This is a genomic window from Psychroserpens mesophilus, from assembly GCF_000826645.1.
GTDB classification, from domain to species: Bacteria; Bacteroidota; Bacteroidia; order Flavobacteriales; family Flavobacteriaceae; genus Psychroserpens; species Psychroserpens mesophilus.
In genome coordinates, this window is sequence record NZ_JXJP01000002.1 from 326,816 (window position 1) to 344,862 (window position 18,047).

Annotated in this window: 11 protein-coding genes; 6 read left to right on the forward strand and 5 right to left on the reverse strand. The window is 35.6% G+C overall.

Annotated elements, in window-relative coordinates; translation table 11 throughout:
* Positions 1-41 precede the first annotated feature (41 nt).
* Positions 42-5,168: a beta strand repeat-containing protein gene (locus TD18_RS03865; protein ID WP_052461028.1), complete on the forward strand. Its 5,127-nt coding sequence runs from the start codon at positions 42-44 to the stop codon at positions 5,166-5,168.
* A gap of 119 nt (positions 5,169-5,287) precedes the next feature.
* The gene (locus TD18_RS03870; RefSeq protein WP_040248666.1) at positions 5,288-6,250 is read left to right on the forward strand and encodes a lipid A deacylase LpxR family protein; all 963 of its coding nucleotides are present in this window, start codon (positions 5,288-5,290) and stop codon (positions 6,248-6,250) included.
* Here the strand turns inward: TD18_RS03870 and TD18_RS03875 are convergent.
* From TD18_RS03875 to TD18_RS03895, 5 genes are all read right to left on the reverse strand, one after another.
* Positions 6,247-6,804: a YfiT family bacillithiol transferase gene (locus TD18_RS03875; protein WP_040248671.1), complete on the reverse strand. Its 558-nt coding sequence runs from the start codon at positions 6,802-6,804 to the stop codon at positions 6,247-6,249. The two genes, TD18_RS03870 and TD18_RS03875, sit on opposite strands and share 4 nt — an antisense overlap.
* Positions 6,777-7,295 carry a hypothetical protein gene (locus TD18_RS03880; RefSeq protein ID WP_040248673.1) on the reverse strand — a complete coding sequence of 173 codons (519 nt, stop codon included), beginning with the start codon at positions 7,293-7,295 and terminating at the stop codon, positions 6,777-6,779. Before TD18_RS03880 ends, TD18_RS03875 begins: the two co-directional genes overlap by 28 nt.
* Positions 7,296-7,326: 31 nt before the next feature.
* Positions 7,327-9,642 carry a TonB-dependent receptor plug domain-containing protein gene (locus TD18_RS03885; protein WP_040248675.1) on the reverse strand — a complete coding sequence of 772 codons (2,316 nt, stop codon included), beginning with the start codon at positions 9,640-9,642 and terminating at the stop codon, positions 7,327-7,329.
* Positions 9,635-10,531, reverse strand: a complete 897-nt coding sequence (locus TD18_RS03890; protein ID WP_040248678.1) for a FecR family protein — start codon at positions 10,529-10,531, stop codon at positions 9,635-9,637. The genes TD18_RS03885 and TD18_RS03890 overlap by 8 nt, the downstream gene beginning before the upstream one ends.
* A 224-nt stretch (positions 10,532-10,755) precedes the next feature.
* A complete protein-coding gene (locus TD18_RS03895; RefSeq protein ID WP_040248680.1) occupies positions 10,756-11,271 on the reverse strand; it encodes an RNA polymerase sigma factor in 516 nt (171 codons plus the stop codon).
* 342 nt (positions 11,272-11,613) lie between these two features.
* Between TD18_RS03895 and ffh the strand changes: the two genes are divergently transcribed.
* The 4 genes from ffh to TD18_RS03915 all read left to right on the forward strand — a co-directional run.
* A complete protein-coding gene (gene ffh / locus TD18_RS03900) occupies positions 11,614-12,942 on the forward strand; it encodes a signal recognition particle protein (RefSeq protein WP_040248684.1) in 1,329 nt (442 codons plus the stop codon).
* Positions 12,943-13,009: 67 nt separating this feature from the next.
* A complete protein-coding gene (locus TD18_RS03905; RefSeq protein WP_040248687.1) occupies positions 13,010-13,885 on the forward strand; it encodes a bifunctional 5,10-methylenetetrahydrofolate dehydrogenase/5,10-methenyltetrahydrofolate cyclohydrolase in 876 nt (291 codons plus the stop codon).
* A gap of 51 nt (positions 13,886-13,936) precedes the next feature.
* The gene (locus tag TD18_RS03910) at positions 13,937-14,650 is read left to right on the forward strand and encodes a YwaF family protein (RefSeq protein ID WP_040248690.1); all 714 of its coding nucleotides are present in this window, start codon (positions 13,937-13,939) and stop codon (positions 14,648-14,650) included.
* Positions 14,651-14,946: 296 nt separating this feature from the next.
* The coding region (locus TD18_RS03915; protein WP_040248693.1) for a proprotein convertase P-domain-containing protein at positions 14,947-18,047 on the forward strand (3,101 nt) is incomplete at its 3' end.

Genomic DNA, 18,047 nt, shown 5'->3' on the forward strand with positions numbered 1-18,047 from the left:
GGGCGTTATAATCAAAATTTTAACAAAAAAACACTAATCAAATGAGAAACAAAACTACACTTGTTATTGCATTCGCAATAGCTTTATTTATCTCAGCATCTTCATTCGCACAAATTGTGACAAGTGGTTTAGATGATGGATCAGACGGAACATTACGAAATGAAATCGCAGATACTCCAATGGGAGGCACAATTACATTTCTGCCAGCTGTTACAACTGTAACTTTAAATGCTGAACTTTTAATAGATAAAGATCTTACTATTAATGGAACTCCTGTACTTACAGTTGTTATCGATGCAAACTTCAATGGTCGAGTGTTTAATATCACTGCAGGAAATGTAGCATTAAATAATTTAACAATTACCAATGGTGTTGCATCAGATGGAGGTGGTATTTATATGACAAATGCTGCTGTAACTATCAGTGATTGCGTTATTACTAATAATGTTGCCAATGCAACAGGTTCGCCAGCTGGTTCAGGTGGTGGAATTTTTAACGATGTTGGCGGAATTTTAGTCGTCAATGATTCTGAAATATCTTCAAACACAGCTAACAGAGCTGGTGGAGGAATTGAAGATAAAACTGCTGGCGGAGCAACCATCACAACAACATTAAATAATGTATCGCTTTTAAATAACAATGCAGGTGTGTCACCAGCAACAGCGCAACCTGGAAATGGTGGAGGAATTCACGTGTCTAGTAATGGTTCTGTAACTATTAATGGAGGAATTGCTTCAGGAAATGTAGCAGCACTTGAAGGTGGTGCTCTATGGAATGGCTTTGGTACAATGACTGTGGACGCAATGGTAATTGATGGTAATGATGCACAAGGTGCAGGCGGAGACAATGGAGGTGGAGGAATCTTCAATAATGGAGGAACACTGATTGTTCAAAACGGAACAACAATAACAAACAATATAGCGTCAGGAACTTTAGGTTCAGGAGGAGGAATTTTTTCACTAACTCCAGGAACTTTAAATGTTGACGGATTAACAATTGAAAATAACACAGCAAATAGAGCTGGTGGTGGAATTGAAATCAATTCAGCATCAGGCGAAACTTATACGTTTAACAATGTCACCTTGATTGGAAATACAGTTAACGGACCAGCACCTGGAAATGGTGGTGGTTTGCATATTTCAGGAGCAGGAAACGTGGTTTATAATGGAGGAACAGTTTCAAATAACACAGCCTTTGAAGGTGGTGGACTTTGGAATAGTTCAGGTTCTATGTCAATCAATGGTACATTAATCTCGGGAAATATCGCGAATGGAAATGTTACAGGTGGAGGAGGACTCTTTAATAATGGAGGAACTCTTAATGTTGATGCAGCTACAACATTAACTGGAAATATAGCAGATGCTCCTGATGTTGGTGGACGTGGTGGTGCCATTTTTAATAATACTGGAGGGACTTTAAATTTAGCTTCCGGATTAACAATATCTGTAAACTATGCTAGTAGAGCAGGTGGAGCTATTGAAGATAGTTCCGGAAATACTTTAACTTTAAACGGAGTAGTTTTAACTGGGAATGCGGCTGGAGTTGATATTGGTCTAGGGAATTCTATTAGTCCAAATCCGGGAAATGGTGGAGCAATTCATTTATCTGGGACTACAAATGCAACAATAAATAATAGTTCAGTTACCAACAATTTGGCTGCTTCAGAAGGTGGAGGTTTATGGAATAATTTAGGAACCATGACTGTAGATAATACCTTGGTAGATGGAAACGATGCTCAAGGTGCAGATGCAGATACAGGAGGTGGAGGAATCTTCAACAATGGAGGAACTTTTGTTGCTCAGAATTCAACAACAGTAACAAACAATTTAGCTTCTGGAGCTTCAGGTTCTGGTGGAGGAATTTTTAGTACTGCTGGAAATGTAACCGTAAATTCATCATGGGTTGCTTATAATACATCAAATCGTGCTGGTGGAGGAATTGAATTAATTGAAGGAAATCTTAATTTGGTTAATACAACTCTAGACTTTAATAACACAGGATCTTCACCTGGAAATGGTGGTGGACTTCATATTACTGGTTCTGCTAATGCGTCTATTTTAGGTGGAACGGTTAATAGTAATGTAGCTGCTCGAGAAGGTGGAGGTCTTTGGAATGGTTCTGGAACGATGACTGTAATTAATGTGACGATTGATAGTAATGATGCTCAAGGGCCTGCTGCTGATGATGGTGGTGCCGGAATTTTTAATAATGGAGGAACTCTTAATGTTCAAGGAGGTACAACAATAACGAATAATACTGCGACTGGTACTTCAGGTTCAGGAGGTGGTGTATTCTCAACTGATGGAGTTGTAACAATCTTAGATTCTGAAATATCTACAAACTCAGCCAATCGTGCTGGTGGTGGTATAGAACTTATTGAAGGAACATTAAATGTTACGAATTCAACAGTAATTTCAAATACAACAGGATCTGCACCAGGAAATGGTGGTGGACTACATATAACTGGAGCTGCTAATTCGAACATTACAGGAGGAACTTTTAATGCTAATGTTGCCGCTCGTGAAGGTGGTGGTTTATGGAATGGTTCTGGTACAATGACTGTTGCTGGTGTGATTATAAATGGAAACACCGCAAATGGACCAGCTGCCGATGATGGTGGAGGAGGAATCTTCAACAATGGAGGAACACTTATTGTTCAAAACGGAACAACAATCACTAATAATTTAGCGGATGGAACTTCAGGTTCTGGTGGTGGAATTCAGAATGTGTCTGGAGGAAGCGTTTCAGTTTCTAACTCTATTATTTCAGGGAATTCAGCTAATCGTGCTGGAGGTGGAATCGAAGATAATTCTACCTCAGCCGTAGGAACAATCACATTAACAAATGTAACTCTAAATAATAATTCAACGGCTTCGGCACCAGGAAATGGTGGTGGATTACATATTACTGGTCCTGGAAACTCAACGATTACAGGAGGAACTACTAATGGAAATACTGCTGCCAATGAAGGTGGAGGACTTTGGAATGGTTCGGGGATTATGACAATCATTAATCATACAGTTGACGGAAACACCGCATCTGGAAATGATGCTACAGTAGCAGGAGCTGCAGGTGGTGGTGGAATTTTTAATGAAGGTGGTACTCTGGATATTTCAGGTGCTACAGTCATTTCAAATAACGTTGCCGATGGTGCGCAATCAACAGGTGGTGGAATTCTAAATGCTGCTGGAACTTTGACAGCAAACGGAATCACAATAATAGATAATCAATCTAATCGCGCAGGTGGAGGAATTGAAACTAATGGAGGTGGAGCAGTAACGCTAACCAATGTAAGTTTAAATTCTAATGATACTGGTGTTGTTACTGGAATTGGTGCTCCTGGAAATGGTGGAGCCTTGCACGTGAGTGGAAACAGTATGGTTAATGTTACTGGTGGTACTGTAAATATGAATACTGCTGCTTCAGAAGGTGGAGGGTTATGGAATGGTTCTGGAATGATGACCGTTGATGGAACTACCTTAGATAGTAATAACGCTCAAGGTGATGGTGCAGATAATGGTGGTGGTGCTTTATTTAATAATGGAGGAACACTTATCGTTCAAAATGGAACAGTCATAACGAATAATACTGCAACTGGAACTGCTGGTTCTGGTGGTGGAATTCAAAATGTTGATGGAGGTTCTGTTTCAGTATCTGATTCTGAAATTTCAGGGAATTCTTCTATTAGAGCAGGTGGAGGAATTGAAGACAATTCTTCAAATGCTACAGGAACGATTACATTATTCAATGTTGCTTTAAATAACAATACAACAGGTTTTACGCCAGGAAATGGTGGTGGATTACACATGACAGGTCCAGGTAATTCAACAATTACAGGAGGAACGGTTAATGGTAATTTAGCTGCTTTAGAAGGTGGAGGATTATGGAATGGTTCTGGTGTGATGACTTTGGATAACGTTAGTATAATTGCTAATACAGCTTTAGGGAATGCTGCAGATGATGGTGGAGCAGGAATCTTCAATAATGGAGGAACTCTAAACATCACAAATAATAGTCTTGTTTCAAATAACTTAGCAACTGGAAATTCGGCTTCAGGTGGTGGATTATTAAGTACTGCTGGAGATGTTACAGTAACAAATTCAATATTCGAAGGAAATGCTGCTAACAGAGCTGGTGGAGCTATTGAAATTATTGATGGGAATTTATTATTTACGAATTCTTTAATGTCTGCAAATGACGTTAACGGATTGGCAGGAACTGCTGCACCAGGAAATGGTGGAGGATTGCATGTTACTGGAATGTTTGGAACGGTTATTATTTCTACAAGTACAATTACCGGAAATGCTGCTGCTAATGAAGGTGGTGGTTTATGGAATCAAGGTGGAACAACAATGAATGTTTCAACATCTACTATTGATAATAATACTGCTGGTGAAGGTGGTGGAGTATTCGGGAATACTGGAGCTATTACAACTGTGTTGACAAGTACCATTTCAGGAAACTCTGCATCAGTATCTGGTGGTGGAATCTTTAATAATGGAGCTAGTTTTGATATTAATGCTTCAACAATTGCATTGAATACTTCTCCTGGAAATGGTGGAGGAATTGATGCAGTGACTAATGTGTCTCTTAAAAATACAATAGTTGCATTAAATACAGCGAGTTCTGGGACTGATGTTTCAGGATTATTATCATCAGATGATTACAACTTAATAGGTACTGATGATTTATCTGTTTTCGCTCCTCAAGCCAATGATATAGAAGGAGGTGATCCACTTGTTGGTCCGTTGCAAGACAATGGAGGAACAACATTTACGCATCAATTATTGAATGGTTCTCCGGCTTTTGATGCTGGTGATTCTGGAGATGCGTTTTCCGATCAAATAGGACAACCTGTATTTGGAGCTTCTCGTGATATTGGAGCATACGAATCTCAAGTGGCATTATCTATTGATAGCTTTAATCAAGGTGCTGTTTTAAACGTGTATCCTAATCCAACAAAAGGCGTGTTTAATATTGAATTAGGTACTTCAATTACAGGTGATGTTAATCTGAAAGTGATTTCTATTACTGGAACATTAGTAAAAGAAACCATGTTAAAGTCAGGATTAAATACAATTGATATTAACGGATTGGCTTCAGGATTATATATTTTAAATATTTCTTCTGAAAACAATGCTGTAACATATAAGCTGATTTTAGATTAGTAGTTAGTAATAATTACTAAACTAGATTTGCTAGGGAAGCCGTCGAAAGACGGCTTTTTTATTTGTAATCTTTCAGAAGAAAGTTAAAACCACAATGTCTTGTATATCGTAAATAGAATATGAACAAACAGATTGTAATTTCTTTATTCGTATTAATTTTTTGCGGCATAACTAATGCTCAAAAAATAGATCATTTGGTTTCTTTCAGAAATATGGATAGCAAACGTTACTTCAGATTTAATTATGACAATGATTATTTTGCTGCAAGTGATAAAAATTATACACAAGGATATAATTTAGAATTTGTATCTCCATTTTTTAATAAAAACCCAATCAATTCATTTTTAATTACGCCACAAAACTATCCGTTGAAATACGGATTTTCAATAGAGCATATAGGCTTTACACCTAATCGATATGATTTGCCAGAAATTCAGTTTAACGACAGACCTTTTGCAGCTTCAATAATGCTTAAATCTTTTGTGGTTGCTCAAAACGCAGACAAACAATTAAGAATACATTCTTCAGTTAATCTCGGAATTATTGGTCCTGGAGCGTTTGGAGAAGAAATGCAGGTTGGAATTCATAAAGCTACGGGAAATAAAGTGCCAAGAGGATGGAGACATCAAATTAAAAATGATATCGTTGTCAATTATAATATTGGTATAGAAAAGCAGATTTTAAAAGTTAACAATCTGGCATCTCTACAAATTCAATCTAATTTGAATCTAGGAACCTTATTTACAAATGCTTCAGTTGGTACAAATGTGATTCTTGGAAAGTTTAAAGATTCTTTTTCTTCCGAAGATAATCAGAGTAATTTTCAAATTTATGTGTATGCTCAACCTGTAATTAGTGTTGTAGGTTATGACGCTACCTTGCAAGGCGGATTGATAAATCGCGACAGTCCATATACTATTTCATCTGAAAATATTGAACGATTTACGTCACAATTCAATCTCGGCATGGTTATTCAAACCAAAACAATGTATTTTGAATATACGCGTTCTAGCATAACTAGAGAGTTTGCAACTGGAGCCTTAGCAAAATGGGGAGGAATTCGAGTTGGCTTCACTTATTAAGTGGTTTTGTTAAACTGTCCTTTGTATTCTAAAGCTTGTTTTATATGTGCCAAATGATGGTTGCAATGCCATGCATAAACACCTATAGTTTCATCCAATCTAAAATGTTTTCCGTGTTCTGGATGAACGAATTCTTTTAATAAGTCTGAAGGTGAAAGGTTGCGAAGCAAAGTTGTGAGCTTAGCGTGCAAGCCTTTTAGCAAATACAACGTATCTTCTAAATTATCATCATTCCCATCGACTAAATTTGCCCAACGGTCTTCATAATAAGGTTTTATAGTTGGCGTATCTTCGGTAAGTGCTAGTTTGAAACGAATCAAACTATTCATATGACTGTCCGCACAATGATGAACCACTTGTTTAATCGTCCATCCTTCTGGTCTATATTTCCAGTTTAATTGATTAACAGTTAAGTCATCAGTAAGTTCTTTAACCTTACTCGGAAAGGATTCAATATGAGCAATCCATTGAGAAATTTCATGATCACTAATGTGTTCAGGTTTAGTAAATTCACCAATTGGAAACTTTAATCTAAAGAGTTCTTCTCTAACCATTTTTCAAGATTCTTATCGGTTTTTTGTTTTAGTAATTTCTCAATGACTTTGTTTTTAATGATGCCTGCTTTTCGATTCTTTGAATAAAAATTTAAGATGCTTTTAATTCCGGCTATATTTCCTTGAGTGTCTGTAATTTTATAATTCTGTTCTATTGAAGCCTTGGTCCATCCTCCAAGAAAAATAGATAATAACTCTGCGTTTTTTTCAGAAAGATCTAATACGTAAGGCATAAGACTAATTGAAACGGTTGGACTACCAGTAACCCATTTCATAAAAAAGGCACTAACTTCCTTTCTTTTGTCATGTTGTTCATTTAATGGTGTGGTTTCCAGCCATTGAATAGCATTCAGTACATCTTGTTTGTAAGGCTCATAATCATCAGCAGCTACCAGGCTATAGTTTTCAGGGACTACAAATTCTTGAGCACTAATTGATACAATTGAGAAGAAGCAGATAAATGCAGCGAATAAAATTTGTTTCGGTGTCATAAGGTTTCTAATTTGAATTAAAAATAAAGAATTAAAACCGTACCCTAAAACTGATATTTGGTGTAATGCCTAGCGATAGATTATCTATGGTTACAATATCGCCATTTTCATCGGTGGCGAAATAGGTATTTATGATATTTTTTCTGTCAAATATATTCCAGATGGAAGCTCCAATAGAGGCATCTAACTTGTTCCCAAACTTTAATTTATAAGTAGCTGAAATGTCTGTTCTAAAGTAGTTGCTTAAGTTATCACTGTTTGGAGATTTATATTCAATAATATTGTTTGCATTGTTTTGAATTTCTTCCGGAAGTGTTGTTGGTTTACCAGAATGCCAATTAAAGCCCAAAGCGAGATTTAGATTATTAATTGAATAGGTATTTGCAAATGTTACTGCATGTCTGATGTCTAAATTATTTCGAAACGTGTTGCTGTTATTTAAATTATCGAACGTGTAATCATTATTGCTAAAGGAATAACTTAACCATGTACTAAAGCTTTCAAATTGTTTATTAATTAAAAAATCGACTCCTTTAACTTGATATTTGCCGATGTCATTAACAAACTGAAATTGATTCTGAAAGCCTTGGCTTCTACTCGTAATACCTTCAACATTTTTTATAAAGGCTTCTGCACTAATGAATAATTTATTTTTGTTATAATGAACACCAAAAGCACCTTGAACACTTTTGATGATGGGAATATCTTCATTGTTAGATAATATCCAGCGTCGTTTTTCAATTCCTAAAAAATCATTCTGTAAATCTATGATTTGAGAGGTGGTTTGGCTTTTAAATTCTGCCAAAAATTCAAATCTAAAATTATTGTTCAGCTTATGACTAACAGAAAGTCTAGGTTCAGTAAAAAACTCAGAAAATTTCTCAATAAAATTAGTTCTAATCCCTATTCTCGCATAGGTGTTTTTGTCTGCAGAAGTAAATTCAGCTTCGCCATAGATTGAATGTGTGCGATTGACTTCTCTAACAAAACTTGTAAAATCTGGTATATCTATTTCCTCTAAATTACTAATGATAACTTCGTTGAATTGATAGCCACCATGTAGTTTGAGATTGTCATCAATATGATTTGTTGCGTTTATTTTAATGCCTAAATCTTTAACTTCGTTTTCTTGATTTTGACGCTGATTATTAATGACATCAAAATCTATAGCCTTAAGGTCATAATTTGAAATATATAGTTGTGCAGTAGTTGTAAGTTTGCTATTCCAGTATTTTAAATATTGTATTCCTCCAGCAAAATTGTTTTGTTCTAAAGTATTGGTTAAAGATTCATTGTCGTTAGTGAGAGAAATTTGATCGTAGGTAAGACTATTGTTAATGGTGGAAAAATTAACCCTCACTTGGTCTTGATCTGTGATATCATATAAGAGTTTTGTAGCAATATCATAAAAATAAAATCGCTCATTATTAGATACAATAGGAGTTGTGTTTTGTTCGGAATTGGAAAAATCCGAATCCTGAAAAACACGTTGCAAGTATTGGTCGTAGGTAGGTGTGAAAATAAAATCGGTTACCGAACGTCTTGCCGATACTTGAATTTCAGCTTGTTTATTTAAAGGTACTTTTGCAAAACCATCGGCATGTATGAGATTAAAACCTGCACCAGCTTTGAAATCCTGATCTAGACTGTTAGATTGTTGCATATCGATAACGCTGGAAACTCCATCACCATAGATAACACTAGTCCCATTCTTTGAAACATTGATATCTGTGGTGAGATACGGATTGAAAGCCGATACTAATCCAAAAAAATGTCCCGATTGATACATTTTGATACCATCCCAAAGAATAAGATTTTGGTCATGCGTTCCTCCTCTTACATTGATGTTTGAAACAGTTTCATCTACACTTAAAATACCTGGAAGCGCTTGAATGGTTTGTAAAATGTCTGGTTCAATAAGCCCAGGAAGAATTCCGAAATCTGCAGTTTTAATAGAAGTTTTACCATCACTTTTTCTGGAAATGCCTTTTGTTAAATAATTCGTGATGACCACTTCTTCTAATTTTTGAGTGATAATACTGCTGAGAGGATTCATGCGTTTTGAAATGACAATGTTGTGATTGTCCACCAGAATAAAGTCTAAATTAGCTTCAGATTTTAAGTAGTCTAAGAGCTCTTCTAAGGTGAAATTTTTGTCAGGTTTTACAATATAGATATCAGCAATGGTTTGATCTACGTATGTAAAATGAACACTATATTGTGTTTCTAATTCTGTTAGAATTTCCGCAAGTGGCTGTGTCTCTTCAGATGTATTTTGAGCAATATTGCTATGTATACCAGAGAAAAATAAAATTATAAAAAGATAAATGATACCTTTCTTACTCACGTTTTAGTGTAATGATATTGTCAGTTTTACTGTACGTTAAATGTAACGGTAAAGTAATGGATTTTAAGGCAATTTCAATATCATTATGAGTAAAACTTCCAGTAAATAATTGCGAATCGTCAATGTTTTCAAGAGCAATAGTGACATTATGCTGTCTTTCAAATTCAGCAATAACCTCTCGGTATGGTAAGCTTTTAAAACGGCTTTGGTTTTGTAACCAGGAAGGAAGAGTTTGATTTTCTTTGTCTGTAGCAATTAATTTCCCATCTAAAACGAAGAATGAATCTCCAGGTAATAATTTGGTCATATTTGAATTGTAAGTAACAGCGACTTTCCCTTCATAACAAATCACTTCAAAATAACGGTTACGTTGTTTGATGTTAAACTGAGTGCCTAAAACAGAGATGATACCATCTTCGGTTTTTACATCAAATCGTGAGCCTTTAGCAACTTTAAAAAAGGCTTCACCTTCAAGAGAAACTTGTCTGTTGTCGCTCCATTTACTTTCATTAAATACAAGTGTAGACATGGCGTTAAGCTCTACAACTGAAGCATCAGGTAATTCTACAGATTGCTTTTGGGAAGCAAGCGTGTTAATTGTAGTATCTAAAGTGGTTGTATAAAAATAGACACTAAAGCAGATTACAAAAACAGCAGCAATTTTAATGACTGTTGGTAACCAGTTTCTTGTCTTTTGTTTATCAGATGTAATAGTACTCAAAACCTGCTCTAAGTTCTCGGAAGTGTTATACTCAGGAGCTTTAAAGTGTTTGATGTTAGTGTCTAACTTGCTTAATGCAGCATAATCTTCAAGCTGTTTAAAAGCCTCAAGTTCTTGAGCGTTAAGATCGTGATCTAACCATTTTTGTATGAGTTCTTCTCTGTTCATGATTTGGTTTACATCTATATAACAGTTAAGCTATTAAAATTCCTACCCTAGTGATATTCATTATTAAGTATTGAATTACAATTTCGAAATAATATTCATCCATTTAAAATTTGTTTCAGATAGTTTTAAACAACTAACAACTAACAACTAACAACTAACAACTAACAACTAACAACTAACAACTAACAACTAACAACTAACAACTAACAACTAACAACTACAACTTAAAGTTCATCAATATCTTCTCTAAGTTTTTTTAGCGCGCCATAAATTCGTTTTTCAACAGCTTTAGTTGAAATATCTAAGAGTTGTGCTATTTCTTTAAAACGTTTGCCTTCAACACGATTCATTAAAAATGCCACACGTTGCGCTTCGGTGAGATTTGCAATGGCTGTATTCAATTTCTCGTGATATTCTTTTTCTTGTAATAAAAATTCAGGTGTTTCATTAGTACTGAATTTTGGTTTTATTTGCTCATGCTTGCGAACCACTTTTTGATGTGCGTAAGCATTGAGCATTAAGTTGTTCGCTGTAGTAAATAAAAAGCTTTTGGCTTTATCTGGCGAAATTTTTCCACAGTTTTCCCAAAGCTTAACGAAGGCTTCTTGGACTTTATCTTTTGGGCTAAGCGTGCTGCCAAACTTATAAAATAAGAAGTTGTTGAGGTCTTTTGAGTATTTAGTAAACAGTGAAGAAAATAACCGTTCTTCACAGATGTTGTCGTTAAGCGGTTTTGACATCGTTTGTGACTTGAAACTAAGTTTTAAATTTATGTAAAGGTAGGGGATTTTTATATTTAGCTGTTATATATAAAAATAATAGCAAAAATTTATTAAGGGTTAAAAGGGTTATCTAAAAAGACTATTATTTTTTGAAATTCATAAATCATTAGTAAAACTGAACCACTTAGTTTTTAGTTTTAGTTTTTAGTTGGAAAAAAAGGATTACTGTTTAAGTAATCCTTTTTTTATGGTTTAATTTATACTGCATCACTTTATAAATACATCACAAATACTTAAATTTGCATTTTTCCAGATACACCTAGAATAATTAGTGTGCATTAATTAATTTGAAGAAAGACTATGTTTAATAATTTAAGTGAAAAGTTAGATAAGGCGTTACATGTATTAAAAGGACATGGAAGTATTACTGAAGTCAATGTTGCTGAAACTTTAAAGGAAGTTAGAAGAGCTTTACTCGATGCCGATGTTAACTTTAAAATAGCTAAAGAGTTTACAAATAAAGTTAAAGAAAAAGCATTAGGGCAAAACGTTTTAACAAGCTTACAGCCAGGACAGTTAATGGTGAAACTTGTTAAAGACGAATTAACTGAGCTTATGGGAGGTGATGCTGAAGGTATAAACCTCTCAGGTAATCCAACGGTTATTCTAATGTCTGGTTTACAAGGTTCTGGTAAAACAACATTCTCTGGAAAATTAGCTAATTACCTAAGAAATAAAAAAACGAAGAAACCATTATTAGTAGCTTGTGATGTGTATCGTCCTGCTGCAATTGATCAGTTACATGTTGTTGGTGATCAACTTAATATTGAGGTGTATAGTGATAAAGGAAATAATGACCCTGTTGCTATTGCTCAAGCTGGTATTGTTCATGCTAAAGCTAATGGTCATAATGTAGTTATTATAGATACTGCTGGTCGTTTAGCTGTTGATGAAGCGATGATGACCGAAATTTCTAACATTCATAAAGCAATACAGCCTCAGGAAACATTGTTTGTTGTAGACTCGATGACAGGTCAGGATGCGGTAAATACGGCAAAAGCCTTTAATGATATCCTGAATTTTGATGGTGTTATTCTTACCAAATTAGATGGTGATACTCGAGGTGGAGCAGCGATTTCTATTAAATCTGTTGTAAACAAACCAATTAAATTTATTGGTACAGGGGAGAAGATGGAAGCCATTGATGTCTTTTATCCATCACGTATGGCAGATCGTATTCTGGGAATGGGAGATGTTGTGTCTCTTGTAGAAAGAGCTCAGGAGCAATACGATGAGGAAGAAGCGAGAAAGATTCAGAAGAAAATTGCTAAAAATCAATTCGGATTTGATGACTTCTTAAAGCAAATTCAGCAAATCAAAAAGATGGGTAATATGAAAGACCTTATCGGAATGATTCCTGGTGCTGGAAAAATGATGAAAGATGTCGATATTGATGATGATGCTTTTAAAGGAATAGAAGCGATTATTCATTCTATGACACCTGAAGAACGTTCAAATCCTTCAGTAATTAATTCAAGCCGAAAAAAGCGTATTGGGAAAGGTTCTGGAACTTCTGTTCAGGAAGTGAATCAGTTACTTAAACAATTCGATCAGATGAGCAAAATGATGAAGATGATGCAAGGTGGAAAAGGTAAAGCCATGATGCAAGCTATGAAAGGTATGAGATAATACACATCCTTTTACCATAATTAATAACTAGGTCTGGATTCAGTTTGACCTGATAAATAAAACCAACATGACAATTTTAGACGGAAAAAAAGTAAGCAACGATATCAAAGACGAAATTACTGAGCAAGTCAAAAAAATGAAAGCTAAGGGAGAAAAAGTGCCTCATTTAGCTGCTGTTATAGTTGGAAACGATGGCGCTAGTTTAACTTATGTTGGTAGTAAAGTTCGTGCTTGCGAACGCGTTGGCTTTGAGTCTACTATGGTTCGTATGTCTAATACTACTAGTGAAATTGAGCTTCTGGATAAAATTGAAGAGTTAAATCAAAATGATGATATCGATGGTTTCATCATTCAGTTGCCACTTCCTCCTCAAATCAACACTCAAAAAGTATTAATGGCTGTAGATCCAAGTAAAGATGTTGACGGATTTCATCCTGAAAACTTTGGAAAAATGGCACTTGACATGAGTACATTTATTCCGGCTACACCTTTTGGAATTCTCGAATTACTTGATCGCTATGATGTTGAAACAAAAGGGAAACATACCGTTGTTATAGGAAGAAGTCATATTGTTGGAAGACCAATGAGCATTCTTATGGGTCGTAAAGGCTTTCCAGGAAACTCAACTGTGACACTTACACATAGCCACACGAAAAATATTACACAAATAACCTCACAGGCAGATATCATTATTTCGGCACTTGGTGTTCCTAACTTTCTTAAAGCAGAAATGGTCAAAGATGATGCTGTTATCATTGATGTTGGAATTACTAGAGTTCCCGATGAAAGTTCTCCAAAAGGATACATCATCACAGGAGATGTTGATTTTGAAAACGTTAGTAAAAAAGCAAGTTTTATTACGCCAGTTCCGGGTGGTGTTGGTCCAATGACAATTGCAATGTTACTCAAAAACACCTTACTTGCAAGAGAACAACGAATGTAATTTTCTTTTCATTCAAAGCTTAGCAAAGCATCTTTTATATTATATTGCTTTGTGCAATTTATAGTTTTTTCTTCTCTACAAAGAGTTACAATTGGTTCTCTAGAACACATCATGCCTATTGGTATTGCGGTTTTGTTTTCTATACTTTTAATCCGATTTGCTAAACACTCTTCTCATGCCAAAGTAAAACGCTTTTTATTTAATAGTTTGGCCATTTTCGTTTCTCTAAGTGTCCTTAGTTTTCATCTGTATCATATTTATTTTGAATCCTACAATATAAAAACAGACTTACCGCTATATTTATGTAGTCTAGTAGCTTTAATAATCCCCGTGTTCTCTTATTACAGAAAATATTGGATGTTTGAGGTTTTAGTATTTTGGATTATCGCTGGAACTTTACAAGGTGTTATAACTCCAGACATTGCAATTGGGTACCCTAGTTTTGATTTTTTTAGATATTGGATTGTTCATCTCGGACTCTTAGCTATTATTTTTTATGCCATTTTTGTTTTTAAAATGAGACCAAGATTTAAGAGTGTGTTTAAGTCCTTTTTTGCACTTCAGTTGTATGTTATTTTAATAGTAATCATAAATTTTATCCTTGATGCAAACTATTTTTATTTAAACGAAAAGCCTAAATCTGCATCGCTTTTAGACTATTTTGGAGATTGGCCGTATTATATAATTATTACACAATTAATTGTAATACCTCTCTTCCTGCTGATCTATCTTGTGTTTTATTCAGCTTCACTCAGACGATATTAATAAATTAGTGAAATGTATGTTGTTGTTTCACAGTTATTTAATATTAAATTTCAATTGAAAGTGAAATTTCTTACAACCTAAATCGCTTAAACTACTTTTTTAGGGAATAATCTAAAAGTCCCTTCATCATTATCAATTTTTCGTAGATTGATCATCGTTTTAATATCACATTCTCCCTACAGATATTAATTATATACAATAGCATTTTTTTTATGGTTGATTAATAGCCTATCAACCCAAATTTACATCAATATGTAATCCATTTATGTTTGGTTTAATCACTAAAACCAATCATTATGAATGCTGTAGCTATTAATTCAACTAAAACGTGTTGTAAAACTAACAACACCTTATTATTTAAGTCTAAAGTCAAGAAGCAACTGCTGTTTTTTCTGACTTTTTTGTTTTTAGGACCTTTTCTAACCTTTGGGCAAACGTTTTCAGGAACAACTGGTAACATTGACGATAATAATTGTCCAACAACAAATGATTTTACAGCTTCTGTTTCAGGTGTTGGAGTGCTAGGTACAACGAAGTTTTTTAACGAGGTAGTTATTAATATTACACATTCGTTCGATGGAGATCTCGAAATGACTTTAATTGCACCAGGTGGATCGCCTTCGGTAGTATTATCTTCAAATAATGGAGGAGGTGGAGATAACTTTACCGATACCCATTTTAGATCTGATGCCACGTCATCTATAACCTCAGGTTCTGCTCCATTTACCGGAAATTATCGTCCAGAAGGAGATCTTACTGCTTTTGATGCAATTAATGCAGATGGTGTATGGACTTTAAGTGTATGCGATGATGCCAGTCAGGATATAGGATCACTAGATTCATGGGAAATTACTTTTGGAACTGAAGCAGTCGAGCCTTTTGATTGCACAAACCCTATCAATCCATCACCTTCGTGTAATGCGCTAAACGTAATTGTTGTTTTAGATGAATCTGGTTCAATCGATTCTAGTACAGAAAGTCAGGTAGAAGCTGCGTCTTTAGCACTCGCTAACGCATTAAAAGATACTGGAGCAGAATTAGCATTTGTTGAATTTGCTTCTTCAGCTGATATTCCTACCTATGGAGGTTTTACAGGTTGGAATACGGTTAATCAGGCTTACATCGATGGACTTAACAACGCAACTACTGGTTTAGTAGCACAATATGGCAGTAATGCTAACACTACAGATCAATTTACCAATTGGGAAGATGCCTTATTAAAAGTGTTAGATTTAAATGCTATCATGACAGCAGATATCGTTCTGTTCATGACCGATGGAAATCCAAACAGATCTGTTGATGGCTCAGGAAACCCAACGTCTTCAGGAGATCACGTGCAAGATGCAGCAGACCAGGCATGTCTTATAAAACAACAAGGATCACATATCTTTTCATTAGGTGTTGGTTCCGATATAAATGTAACAAACCTTATTAGTGTTACTGGACCAATTCAAGATGATGGACCAGGAAATCCTACACTTACCGTTTTATCTGCAGATTATGGTTTAATATCTGCTGGAGATTTAACGCAATGTTTCTTAGATATTGCTCAAAGTGGTTGTAATAACGATTTGGCTTTAGAGAAAACGGTTTATGCTGGTCATAATAATGGTGCAGGTTGCGATGGTGCTAAAATCATTCCTAATCCTAATGATTCTAAGGTAACGTATTGCTTTACAATTACAAATGATGGTGATCAAACCATAAATAATATGGATTTTTCAGATGCTGATATAGGAATTAACGAAAATGATTTAACTCCAGCTTTCCAAACGTCTATGACATCAGGTCAATCGATAACGTATTATTATGAAACAACATTCTCAGGTGGTCAATCTTTCCCTTTCCTTAATACAGCTGAAGTAACTGGCGAAACACCTACAGGAGATCCGTTAAGTGATAGTAGTTCTGCTGAGGTTACCGAGCCATTGTGTAATCCTCCAGGTTTAACAACTGAAAACGGAGCAGTATGTGCAGAAAATCAAACAAGTATCGATTTGTCAACGTTAGTAAGCTCTGGAGGAACTGTATCATATCATTCCAGCCAGATAGATGCCGATAACAATGATAATGCACTTACAGATACTAATGTAAGTCCGCTAGTGGAAACAACGTATTATGTTCGAAGTGAGGTAGCAGCAGATTGCTTTGTTACTGATACTATTACAATTTCTATAAATCCTCTGCCAAATGCAGAAGCAGATGGAGGAGAATTAAATTGCTTGATTCTCACTGTTCAATTGACAGGTTCAAGTTCTACTGCTGGAGTTACGTATTCTTGGTCAGGACCAAATTCATTTAGCTCAAACGATCAAAATCCTGTTGCTAGTGATGAGGGTATTTATACATTAACTGTAACAGAGACGCAGACTGGATGTACTGCTACTGCTACAGCGTCTGTGACTTCAGATACTACAGCACCAACAGCAAATGCAGGCGCAAATACAGAACTGACCTGTACAACTTTGGAAGTGACTCTTGACGGCTCAGGAAGTTCCACAAATCCAGATGCGGACTTATCGTACTTATGGAGTGGACCGAATGGTTTTTCAGCAGCTACGGAAGATATCACAGTTAGTGAAGCAGGAACCTATACTTTAACGGTTACGGATAATGACAATGGTTGTTCAGCAATGAGCAGTGCAGATGTAACTGAGGATTCTGAAAAGCCTTCAGCAGACGCAGGAGCAAATGCAGAATTGACTTGCACAACACTTGAAGTGGTTCTTGATGGATCAGGAAGTTCCACAAATCCAGATGCGGACTTATCGTACTTATGGAGTGGACCTAATGGTTATTCAGCAGCTACGGAAGATATTACAGTCAGTGAAGCAGGAACCTATACTTTAACGGTTACAGATAATGATAATGGTTGTTCAGCAATGAGTGAAGCAGAGGTGAATTTAGATACAACTACACCAACAGCAGACGCAGGCGCAAATGCAGAATTGACTTGTACAACTTTGGAAGTGACTCTTGATGGCTCAGGAAGTTCCACAAATCCAGATGCAGATTTATCGTACTCATGGAGTGGCCCAAATGGTTATTCAGCAGCTACGGAAGATATCACAGTTAGTGAAGCAGGAACCTATACCTTAACCGTTACGGATAATGATAATGGTTGTTCAGCAATGAGTGAAGCAGAGGTGAGTTTAGATACAACTATACCAACAGCAGACGCAGGCGCAAATGCAGAACTGACTTGTACAACACTTGAAGTGACTCTTGATGGCTCAGGAAGTTCCACAAATCCAGATGCAGATTTAAGCTATTCATGGAGTGGACCGAATGGTTTTTCAGCAGCTACGGAAGATATTACAGTCAGTGAAGCAGGAACCTATACCTTAACCGTTACAGATAATGACAATGGTTGTTCAGCAATGAGCAGTGCAGATGT

Bases quoted from the DNA above. Each gene is read 5' to 3' on its own strand.
- TD18_RS03870 (WP_040248666.1), top strand. From the start codon at position 5,288: ATGAACAAACAGATTGTAATTTCTTTATTCGTATTAATTTTTTGCGGC.
- TD18_RS03880 (WP_040248673.1), bottom strand. From the start codon at position 7,295: ATGACACCGAAACAAATTTTATTCGCTGCATTTATCTGCTTCTTCTCA.
- TD18_RS03890 (WP_040248678.1), bottom strand. From the start codon at position 10,531: ATGAACAGAGAAGAACTCATACAAAAATGGTTAGATCACGATCTTAAC.
- TD18_RS03875 (WP_040248671.1), bottom strand. From the start codon at position 6,804: ATGGTTAGAGAAGAACTCTTTAGATTAAAGTTTCCAATTGGTGAATTT.
- ffh (WP_040248684.1), top strand. From the start codon at position 11,614: ATGTTTAATAATTTAAGTGAAAAGTTAGATAAGGCGTTACATGTATTA.
- TD18_RS03895 (WP_040248680.1), bottom strand. From the start codon at position 11,271: ATGTCAAAACCGCTTAACGACAACATCTGTGAAGAACGGTTATTTTCT.
- TD18_RS03905 (WP_040248687.1), top strand. From the start codon at position 13,010: ATGACAATTTTAGACGGAAAAAAAGTAAGCAACGATATCAAAGACGAA.
- TD18_RS03865 (WP_052461028.1), top strand. From the start codon at position 42: ATGAGAAACAAAACTACACTTGTTATTGCATTCGCAATAGCTTTATTT.